General features: G+C 51.2%; 8 protein-coding genes. 4 read left to right on the top strand and 4 right to left on the bottom strand.

Annotated features, from left to right (window positions below; translation table 11 throughout):
* Positions 1-902: 902 nt before the first annotated feature.
* Both B3007_RS05740 and B3007_RS05735 read left to right on the top strand, forming a co-directional pair.
* Positions 903-2,057 (top strand): hypothetical protein, encoded by a 1,155-nt coding sequence (locus tag B3007_RS05740; RefSeq protein WP_301378582.1) that lies wholly within the window; start codon positions 903-905, stop codon positions 2,055-2,057.
* 4 nt (positions 2,058-2,061) lie between these two features.
* Positions 2,062-3,099: a hypothetical protein gene (locus B3007_RS05735; RefSeq protein WP_297533425.1), complete on the top strand. Its 1,038-nt coding sequence runs from the start codon at positions 2,062-2,064 to the stop codon at positions 3,097-3,099.
* Between the two features lie 65 nt (positions 3,100-3,164).
* Here B3007_RS05735 and B3007_RS05730 read toward each other — a convergent pair whose 3' ends face one another.
* Positions 3,165-3,992, bottom strand: coding sequence for a M48 family metalloprotease (locus tag B3007_RS05730; RefSeq protein ID WP_297533423.1), 828 nt, complete (start codon positions 3,990-3,992; stop codon positions 3,165-3,167).
* 136 nt (positions 3,993-4,128) lie between these two features.
* Here B3007_RS05730 and B3007_RS05725 point away from each other — a divergent pair, with 136 nt between their 5' ends.
* Positions 4,129-5,472, top strand: a complete 1,344-nt coding sequence (locus B3007_RS05725; RefSeq protein WP_068441162.1) for a DEAD/DEAH box helicase — start codon at positions 4,129-4,131, stop codon at positions 5,470-5,472.
* Positions 5,473-5,516: 44 nt separating this feature from the next.
* On the opposite strand, the gene B3007_RS05720 is transcribed toward B3007_RS05725, so the two are convergent.
* The 3 genes from B3007_RS05720 to map form a co-directional block, all read right to left on the bottom strand.
* Entirely contained in the window at positions 5,517-6,359 is an 843-nt protein-coding gene (locus tag B3007_RS05720; RefSeq protein WP_301378580.1) for a pirin family protein, read from the bottom strand.
* A gap of 98 nt (positions 6,360-6,457) precedes the next feature.
* Positions 6,458-9,154: a [protein-PII] uridylyltransferase gene (gene glnD, locus B3007_RS05715; RefSeq protein WP_301378578.1), complete on the bottom strand. Its 2,697-nt coding sequence runs from the start codon at positions 9,152-9,154 to the stop codon at positions 6,458-6,460.
* On the bottom strand, positions 9,151-9,930 hold the full coding sequence (gene map, locus B3007_RS05710) for a type I methionyl aminopeptidase (RefSeq protein ID WP_068434833.1): 780 nt from the start codon (positions 9,928-9,930) through the stop codon (positions 9,151-9,153). Before map ends, glnD begins: the two co-directional genes overlap by 4 nt.
* Before the next feature lie 292 nt (positions 9,931-10,222).
* Between map and rpsB the strand changes: the two genes are divergently transcribed.
* Positions 10,223-10,960: a 30S ribosomal protein S2 gene (rpsB, locus tag B3007_RS05705; protein WP_068441099.1), complete on the top strand. Its 738-nt coding sequence runs from the start codon at positions 10,223-10,225 to the stop codon at positions 10,958-10,960.
* Positions 10,961-11,014: the final 54 nt, after the last annotated feature.

Raw genomic sequence — 11,014 nt, 5'->3', positions numbered from 1 at the left:
GTCATCGTCAAGCTCTTATTCAAAGCCCCAGCAGGGTAACCTGCTGGGGTTTTTTCTTATCTAGGGTTTATGCCAGGTTGCCTGCTGGGGTATTGGGTAGAATACGATAATCACTTTTACTACCTATCGGGCAGCGAAGCGTCATGTGACAAATTCATCAGGAATGAATTTGGACAACCGTAGGTTGCCCACAGGGTGAAGACAGGACGTCTGAATCTTCGGCGATGCACCGGAGGTGCCAGCCTTGAGCGCCGCAGGCGTGGCGAAGCCAGACAAAGCGTAGCTTTGGACTCCTTGACGATGACCTACCTGCTGCGCAGGTTCAGGTCATGGTGCAGTTGGCTTCGCCGATCAAGCTCTTATCCAAAACCCCTGATCACTAACGTGGTTAGGGGTTTTTCTTGCCCGTAAGAAAGTTAACCGTGTAGGAGCGCTTCAGCCAGCTTGCCTGGCTATGCGCGATGCGGCGCTTCGACAGAAATATGTAGGAGGGGATCCTATCCCCGAAAATCTCTGCGACCCACACGCCATCGGGAAGACGCTTCCCTCCTACAGCGTCGCGCAAGCGCGATGCGGTGCTTCGACAGAAATATGTAGGAGGGGGATTCTATCCCCGACAACCGCTACCACCTTCACGCTGTCGCAAGGCACTTCCTTCCTGCAGAATCGCCTATGTTTTGTGTTTATTACGTGTGTCTATTTGAAAGTCAGTGTAACAATATTTAAGTTGTTGATATTTATTGATAATTATAAAAATGTCCCTTTTGAAATAAGTCTCATCGTGTCATTATGGCTCGTAATGATGCAGGTTATTTACCGATCCTTGATTGGAAATTACCTGATAGGAGAACTAGATTTAAATTAATCTACAGTTGTTCAATAAATACAAAAATAGGTGAAGTATGCGTTTACAGGATGTAGGTCCAGTTTTCGTCTTGTCTGGTCTTGTTGCAAGTGCGTCGGTTTGTGCGCTTGAGCCAATGACCGACCGTGACCTGTCTGATGTTTCAGGGCAGGCATTCATCACTATTGACACAAGTTCATACAATCAGGGCGCAGGAAACTGGTCCGGTGACTATGAGTTCACCAAGGTTAACCTTGGTATGGAACTCGAGACCGTTTTCAACATTGATGAGCTCAGGGTCAGCCGCTTTGATCGTGACGCTTATGTGGATGGCACTGTCCCAGTGACTGATGATGATCGTAATATCGTTACCAATCCGGACGGCAGCATCCAAGTATACGACTCCGACATTATCATTAATAACTTTGCCTTGGGTCGTGTCGATAACTACGATGACGCGGCGAACGCAGAGTATGTGCCGTTTATGGCAAAGAACCCCTACATCGAACTTGCATATAAAATCGAGAATGGTGAAAAACGAATCTCTGGTCTTCGTGTGGGTTTCGAGAAGGCTCAAGGTGATCTCTCGGGCGATATTATCTCTCTGACAGGTAAGGTTGAAGGCGAGATTCGTGGTGATGCTGCGATTGTATACAACCAGAACTGTCCTGGTGCTGGCTTTTTCAACTGTGCTGCACTTGCGTTGGCTCAAGGCACAGAGATTTATACGCAGGTAGATCTGGTTGACGGTGCAACAGGCGACGGTGCAGATAGCCTGAACGTAGCGTATCTGAAGCGTGCATCCTGGTTTGGTGTCCCCAATGGTCGCAGCTTTGATTCTGACGAGGGTGGTTTGATTGCCTCTCTTGTACCATTGCTTACAACCGCGGATGACTGTGAGGTGACAGGTACCCCAGGATGTTTCCGTACAAGCATTTATCAGTCAATCTATATTGGTGATAAAGACGCTTCTTTTGAAGATGGTTCAGCCAGTGGTGTATTTATTTCGATGCAGACTGAGTCGGTTCCATGGGAGGATCTGTCTGGTGTGCCAGGGACTGATCGTGTACTCACGGACCAGGGCGCCTATATGAACATCGCCCGCTATCAGTCTGGCAATGAGACTAAGTATCCTCTATACCTGACGCTTGAAGAAGCGACTAATGGTACGCAAAGGGTAGCGACCTGTGTTGGCCGTATTAAGGGGTGTTAATGAGATGAAAAAATTATTAACACTATCCGCTGCCGCCATTATCGCTCATTCAGCGAATGCGGAGTTACAGGCGCTTGACGATGTAGAAATGTCTTCTCAGAGTGGGGCGGGCTTAGGCTTTGCACTCCAGGATTTTGTCTTCAGTACGGACGATGCCTCTCTCGCAGTCACGGGCATCGAGGACGGAACTGGTAATGAGGTCGGCATCAAGTGGGATCAGTTCTACATCATGGGAGAGGGCAGCCAGAACGGTGCTGTTAAAAAGCCTGTTGATATTGGTAGCTATCTTCACCCCTGGGTCGTGCGAAGTGTTCGTGGTAGTTCTGATTGGGATGGTGATCCGGCTGACTTCTATACCGGCGATGCACCTGCAATCGGCGATGACGTCGCAGCGTTGCAGATACTGACGGATGTTTATACTTCGGCCGCTCAGAATACGCGACAGTATGTGATGGATTGTATTTTTGCGAGTGCAGGTGATTGCGGACAGCGGGCTGCTATCAGACGCAGTGGAGCAGACATCGGCTCCCGCTTCACGCTCGATTTTGCCGATGGTACTAACCACGTCTGGAATATCGACATGCGGGGTGTATATCTCGACGGGTCTGGTTTTACTTTATGGTCTCGCCCAGATGATTCGGGTCAGTCAGAACTACTGGGACAATTGAACCTGTCTTTGTTGGCCGAGGAATTTCAGATTGATACATGCGGAGATGCATGTACCGGTACGGGATCTTTGTTACAGATTGACCAGCTTTATTTGGGCTTGAATCTGGGGTTTGGCGATATCCAGCCTCTGAAGTTCAGCGCTACTTCTGACGGTAATTTCGTACTTGAACTAAGTAAGCCCGATCCATCTTCCCGTGGTGTTGATTCAACGGATAGCGATGCCATGCTGGCTTTCTTCAATGAGTATTACGCTAACGCGCCGAAGAGCGATATTTATATTGGTGAAATTACCGTAGGTAATCGTACTGCTGGAGAGACTGTCGTAAACGGTTTCCGTGCTCAGTATCTCAAAGCGACCAGTATCGATCTCTGATCGATACTGGCGTCTCTCTTTTTTCGGATCTTCTTTTTCAGATCTGGCTCGTCGGGTCTGGTTCCTCAGATCTGATCCGCATCCGTCACTATGGTCACAGGGTAAACCTGAGACTTTTTAAGTTGCGGGTTCAGAGGTAGCATTTTTTCTCCAAGTTTATCGAGCGTTGATGCCCGGTTATCAGGAGAAGGGTGGGTACTCAGGAACTCCGGGCCACCGCCACCTCCGGCCTCTGCCATTTTCTTCCATAAGCTCACCGCAGCATCTGGGTTGTATCCGGCGCGAGTAGCCAGTTCGATGCCTATTTCGTCGGCTTCTGATTCGGCAGTACGACTGTTCGGTAATTCCAGTGCGACCTTGGCTGCCATGGCGGTTCCTGTCAGCACATAGCCATTGTTGTCAGTGACCACGGCGGTTGCTGCCAGCGCGCCATTCATGAGTACTGCGCGGGACATACGCTCAGCCGTGTGATTGGCCAGGGCATGAGAAATTTCATGACCCATTATCTGTGCGATTTCATCGTCGTTCAGATTTAACTGGGTAACGATGCCGGTGTAGATCGCCATACGTCCGCCAGCCATGCACCAGGCATTCAGGGTATCAGGGTCGTCAATGATCGCGACGCTCCAGTCCCAGCTTTTGGTGTCGGGATCAAGTTTTATCGCTTCAGTGACCAGTCGCCCGGTGATTGTCTCAATGCGTTTTACCCATGCAGGGTCCGTAACCAGCTGATCATTCTGATCGAGTTCACCGACGGTGCTCGCGTAGGCTTTCTGAGACTCAACAATTGCCGAATCCGGCGAGACGATCATAAGTTGATTGCGGCCGGTCAAAGTGGTTGCACAACCTGCTATGGCTGCGCTGATCAACGTCAGGCTGATCACTTTCTTCATATCCGTATTCCTGAAGTAAGGTATGTATCGTTAGTCTAAGGTGTTGCTGAGTGAGTGTGTAGTGCTAATGCCGACAGCGCAGTCCTGCGCTTTAAGGTCTGGTATACTCGCGTTTTTTCTCCAGCGGGATTTCAGCGTGTTTGCCGGAACAGAATTACACCCAAGGCTAATTGCCGGGCTTGAAAAACAGTCCATTACAGAAGCAACAGACGTGCAGCTTGAGGTTATCCCTGAAGTATTACGCGGGAGTGACGTTCAGGTATGTGCAGAGACTGGCAGTGGTAAGACCTTTGCCTACTTGTTGCCGATCATGCAGAAGCTACTGACTGTCGATGCACCAGACAGCGCCACGCGTGCTCTTGTGATCGTTCCTACCCGCGAGCTCGCCCGACAAGTGTTCAAGGATGCTAAGCGCCTGACTGACATGAATCACCTTGAGGCCGGAGTGTTAACCGGCGGTGAAGAGTTCAAGTATCAGGCTGCAGTGCTGCGTAAGAACCCGGAGATCCTTATTGCAACACCGGGGCGGCTTGTTGATCACCTGAAGCGCGAAACGGCAGAGCTGGGAGATATCGAGTTCTTAGTTCTCGACGAAGCGGACCGGATGCTTGATATGGGCTTCTCTGAAGACATGGAGCATATCGTTGGCAAGTGTGGCTCCGAGCGTCAGACGCTGATGTTGTCGGCAACCTTGCGCCATGAAGGCGTAGGTCGCGCTGCGCGGTCGTGGCTTAAAGACCCGGTAGAAATCACTACGCAAGGTATCCAGGAGCGTCATGACGATATTACTCAGCAGCGCATTCTGGCTGATGACAATGCCCATAAAGATCGCCTGTTAACCTGGCTCCTTGCCAATGAAACCTATGATAAGGCGATTGTATTCGTTAATAAGCGCACAGAAGCTGAACGTCTGAGCGAGTTCCTTCGTCGCCATAGAGAGGGTATTGCCGTACTCCACGGTGATATGACGCAGGATGAACGCAATTATGTCATGCAGAATGTTCGTGAAGGTCGACGGAACATACTCGTAGCCACCGATGTGGCTGCACGGGGGCTTGATGTTGAAGGGCTGGATCTGGTGATCAATTACGATCTTGCTCGCAAGGGTGATGAGTATATCCATCGTATTGGTCGAACCGGGCGAGCAGGCCGCAGCGGTCTTGCGATCAGTTTGATTGCTCCGAATGAATGGAACCTGAAAGCGGCTATTGAGCGCTACATTCAGCAGGAGATGGATTCTCGTACGATCAAAGAGCTTAAGGCGAAGTATACAGGGCCGAAGAAGGTTAAGGCCTCGGGCAAGGCTGCTGGTATTAAGAAGAAAAAACCACGTGGGCCTGCTGCTAAAAAAGCGGCCGCGAAGAAAGCTGCCGAGAAAAAAGGCCCGTCCCCGAAGAAGAAAAACGGGCCTCGCCCTTCACGTCCTGCAGGTAACCTGATGGACAGTGAAGGTTTTGCTCCTATTAAGAGAAAGAAGTAAATCAGAGAAAGTAGGATGCCTGAAAACAGGCTGACATCTTTCCCTCAGCGGCCAAACTGGCCGCTGTTGTAATCCTTGATCGCCTGCTCAATCTCTTCATGCGTATTCATCACAAAGGGACCATAGTGTGCGACTGGCTCAAGGATAGGATCACCTGTCAGCACCAGAAAATTCGCATCACTTTCGGCTTTAAAAACAAGCTCTTCCCCTTGGGTGCTGTAAATCAGTAACGGCTTCTCCGGAAGTGACTGACCTGTTGCCAGCTGCCCCTTATAGACGTATACGATGGCACGTTTGCCCGAGGTGACCGGGAGTGTCAGGGTCTCACTTTCAGTAAGAGAGACGTCCAGATAGCAGGCGTTAGCAGCTAACTTGTCCAGAGGTCCCGTCACCTGCTGACCTTCGATCTGCCAATCACCTGCAAGAACTCTGACTTCGCCACCCGCATTAAGAGCAACCACTGGGATCTCTGATTGCGGAACATCCCGGTAATCCGGTGCGCTCATTTTGTCTTTTGCTGGCAGGTTGATCCATAGCTGAAAACCATGGAGGCCACCCTGATCGAGTTCAGGCATCTCACTGTGGATAATACCGCGCCCAGCAGACATCCACTGAGCGCCACCACTGCGTATTTCGCCCCGGTTGCCCATATGATCTTTGTGGATCAGAGCGCCTTTGCGCAAATAGGTCAGCGTTTCCATTCCGCGATGAGGGTGAGGCGGAAAGCCCCCCATGTAATCCGCTTCGTCATCGGACACCAGCTCGTCGAGCATCAGAAAAGGATCGGCATCGCGTTGATTGAAGAGGGCAAGGCGTCTGATTTTTACGCCATCACCGTCTGAGCTTGGGTAACTACGAATGATATTTTCGAGAGTGCGTTGCGTCATAAGTACCTCCGGTTAGCGATTAGTCTATCGCGCTTACTGGAGTGTAACGAGGGGATAAATTGGTATTGGTTGTTTCGCTGAGGTTTCTAATTGTCTTATTAAACTGCGGATTGTTCTTCGACCTGCTCATCCAGCCCGTCTTCCAGAGCTTTGCAGAGCTCTTCGCAGGACGCCGGATCTGAATACGGCTCACCGTTCGCGTCGACGATGAAGAAGATATCGGATACCTGCTCACCTTCCGTCAGAATTTTAGCCCCCTGGAGCTGAGCGCCGAAATCCATAAGGATACTGCCGACGCGTGCCAGCAGACCCGGGCGGTCAGCGGCAGTGACCTCGAGCACGGTTCTGCGCATCAGAGGGTCGTTGCTGATAGTCACCTGGGTAGGTACATCGAACTGTTTCAGAACCCGCGAGGTCCGGCGACGTATGATGGTGTCGAACTCTTCAGGCTCATCGAGTGCGTCGCATAGGGTATTGCGGATGACGCGGATACGCTCAGGGTCTGTAATTGCTTCATTGTTCTCGTCGAGGACAATATAGGTATCGACCGCATTGTTCTCTGACTCGGAGGTCATGATGCGAGCGTCCTGGATGTTCAGGTTGAGCTGATCCAGGGTTGCCGTCGTGACTGCGAACAGGTTCGGCTGATCTTTCATAAACAAAAAGATCTGTGTGGCGCCTTCAAACTGACGGTCAGATGTCTGTCGTACCGAGACAAGCGGCTTAGCACTGTTACCATGCGCGTCTATCTCGCGGGTTTGCCAGACGATATTGTCGACGCCTTCGCGTAAAAAGTAGTCCTCCCCCGGCTGTCCCCAGATCTCTCTGGCGCGGGCTTCCGGCAGGCCGTAATCCTGAAGTTGTGCAATGGCTTCCTGTTGGATCTCTTCAATCACATCATCTTTGTGGAGGCGATTTTCCAGACCACGGCGCAGCGCTGCCTGGGTGTTTCTGTAAAGCTCGCGCATCTGTTCGGCGCGCCACGGCGTCCATAGCTCAGGATTGGTCGAGTGAGTATCTGCCACAGAAATCAGGAACAACATATCTAGGTGGTATTGATCACCTACCTCCACAGCAAACTGATGAATATCATCAGGATTGCTCAGGTCGAGGCGTTGGGATGCGTTCGACATTAATAAGTGGTTACTGACCAGCCAGGTCACCATATGTGTATCGGCTGGTTTGAGTCCGTGCTGACTACAGAAGGCTTCGGCAATCTCTCCACCATTGGCAGCATGATCACCTTCGCGGCTCTTACCCACGTCGTGAAGCAGCGCGGCCAGGTAGAGCACTTCTTTTTTATGAACCTTGTGGATCAGGCGCGATGCGATCGGAAAGCGCTCGCGAACATCGCCATAGCGGAAGTGCCTCAACAGCCGGATCATGCGGAACGTATGCTCGTCGACTGTGTATTTGTGCAGCAGGTCGTATTCCATCATGCCGATTACCCGACCGAACGATGGAATATAACGACCAAGAATACCGTAGCGCATCATGCGGGACAGCTCACGTACAACACGAGACCTGCTGCGCATCAGAGTCATGAAGATGGCGTTGTGTTCTGGGTTCTGCCGGTACTCTTCATCGATCAGGTTGCGATTGTCGCGAAGGGCGCGGATCGTCGCGGAATGTATGCCTTTAGATTCTGAGATCTGTGCCAGCATAGGGAAGACCCTGAGTAGCCAGGCGGGTTCTTTTTCGAACAGATCTGGTGTGGTCAGTTGCAGATAGCCATTGCACAGCACGAAGTGCTCATTCACAGGTGTGATGGTGTCGTCGTCACACTGCATATAGTCTTCGGTAAAGTGCATCATCAGCATATCGCTCAGCTCCATGGTGGAGAGCTGGTGGCGATAGAACTGCGACATAAAACGCTCGACACCGAGTTGTCGGCCTGTGTCTTTGTACCCCAGAACTTCTGCAACCTGAGTCTGTAGGTCAAAAAGAAGCCGGTCTTCCTCGCGACCTGCCAACATATGCAGGGCGTATCGTACTTCCCAGAGAAAGCTGACGCTGCTGGCCAATCTTTTATGTTCGAACTCAGTCAGGAAGCCGTTATCTTCCAGTGCCTGCAAGGTGCCTTTACCAAAGTGTCGGATGGCCACCCAGGTGATGGTCTGAATATCCCGCAGAGCGCCGGGGGAGTTCTTAACATTGGGCTCAAGGTTGTAATCGGCGCTGTTGTGCTTGTCGTGGCGGGTATTGAGCTCTTCTGACTTAGCTTCGAAGAAGACCGCCGCAGGCCACTGAGCTTCTGGGGTGATTCGTGCGCGAAGTTCGGAATACAGTGTTTCATCACCGATCAGGGGTCTGCTTTCCAGCAGGTTGGTGATGATAGTCAGGTCGCCTTCGGCTTCGGTGACACACTCATCCAGAGTACGGACACTGTGGCCGATATCGAGTTTGATATCCCAAAGCAGGGTAATGAAGTCCTGCAGGTCACTGGCGTGGCGGTTGATGCTGTCTTCGTCACGAGCAAGCAGGAGCAGGTCGATGTCGGAGTGAGGATGCAGTTCCGCACGGCCATAACCGCCCACTGCGATCAGGGTGATGTCCTGCGTCGCTATATTGCGGAAACGCCAGAGCGCGCGTAAAACCCGGTCGATAAGAGTGGCACGATGCCGTACCAGCAGGTCGGCATCGAGAGTTTCCCGGAAATAATGGTGAGCTTCATTCTGAATGCGGGTTAGAAGAGGCTTGATGACGGGGAGAGGTAGGGATTTCTCCTTGAGTTCTTCCAGTAGGGCATCTTCATCTACCTGAGGTAGTACCGGCATGTCAGATAGATCGGTCACTTCCAGAACTGCTCTTCTTCTTTGCGTTTCGTTAAGACTTCGACACCGTCAGCAGTCACCAGCAGAGTGTGTTCCCACTGAGCTGAAGCCTTGCGGTCTTTGGTTACCACGGTCCAGCCATCTTTAAGTAACTTGTTGTGTCGGGAGCCGAGGTTGATCATTGGCTCGATGGTAAAAATCATACCTTCCTGAATGGCCATACCAGTGCCCGGCTTGCCATAGTGAAGGATCTGAGGATCTTCGTGGAAGACCTTACCGATACCATGACCACAGTATTCCCGGACAACGGAATAGTGGTTGGATTCAGCGTAGGTCTGAATTGCATGGCCGATATCACCGAGCTGAACGCCGGGCTTGACCATATCAATCGCGAGATACAGCGACTCCTGAGTGACACGGATAAGGCGATCCAGTGCGGGTTGGACATCACCAACCATAAACATCTTGCTGGTGTCACCGTGGTAACCGTCTTTGATAACGGTGATGTCGATATTAACGATATCGCCTTTCTTCAGAATCTTCTCATCGCTGGGAATGCCGTGGCAGATCACCTGATTCACTGAGGTGCATATCGACTTCGGAAAACCGTTGTAATTGAGAGGGGCAGGGATAGCTTTCTGCTCGTTGACTATATAGTCGTGGCATATGCGGTCGAGCTCACCTGTAGACACACCCGGCTTTACGTAGTCGCCGATCATCTCCAGAACTTCTGCAGCCAGACGCCCGGCTACCCGCATTTTGGCGATGTCTTCCGCCGTATTGATCGTTACACCCATCAGAGGAGTTCTTCCGTTTCATTGAATAGCAATGATTGTATTGTACTTCTTGTGTGGCTGGGGTTGAACCGTTGAATAAGATGTCAGTAAAAGGATCGTGTAACTGCTGGCATATAGGCGCGCAAAATGGTATAAAGCGCCCGCGCTCAGCGCCGTGCTGCTACAAGGTAGTTGCACATGAATACTTAAACGACACACACGGACTGAAACTGATGTGCCGGGGTGCCTGTTTCGACAGGTCGGGGCTCAGGGTTCGTGGAGGCATAACCCCTACATATAAGGTAGTAAAACAATGGCACAAGTTAGCATGCGTGACCTGCTGAAAGCAGGCGTACACTTCGGTCACCAGACTCGTTACTGGAACCCAAAAATGGGTCAGTACATCTTCGGCGCCCGTAACAAAATTCATATCATCAACCTCGAGCAGACTGTTCCAGCACTTAACGACGCGCTGAAACTGATCGAAGGTATGGCTGCGAAAAACAACAAGGTTCTGTTTGTTGGTACTAAGCGCGCAGCAGGTAAGATCATCAAAGAGCAGGCAGAACGCGCGAACATGCCGTTTGTTGCTCACCGTTGGTTGGGCGGTATGCTGACCAACTACAAAACTATCCGTCAGTCTATCAAGCGTCTGCGTGACCTCGAAGCACAGCAGAAAGACGGTACTTTTGAACAGCTGACCAAAAAAGAAGCTCTGATGCGTTCACGTGAGATGGACAAGCTCGAGCGTTCTATCGGTGGTATTAAAGAGATGGGCGGTCTGCCAGACGCTATGTTCGTTATCGACGTAGATCACGAGCGTATCGCTGTTCAGGAAGCCAACAAGCTGGGCATTCCAGTGATCGGTATCGTTGATACTAACTCTAACCCAGATGGCATCGACTACGTTATCCCAGGTAACGACGATGCAATCCGCGCTATCCAGATCTACGTTTCTGCAGCTGCAGACGCGATCCTGGAAGGCAAGCAAGGCGGCGCATCTGCTGATGAGTTTGTTGAAGTTGCTGAAGAAGCGCCAGCGGCTGAGTAATCAGAGCTGAATACGAAAAAAGGGGCTTAGCCCCTTTTTTTAAATCTTTATCGT

Source organism: Thalassolituus sp. UBA675 (genome assembly GCF_002297765.1).
GTDB lineage: Bacteria > Pseudomonadota > Gammaproteobacteria > Pseudomonadales > Oceanobacteraceae > Thalassolituus.
This window is presented reverse-complemented; position numbering and strand designations above follow the sequence as displayed.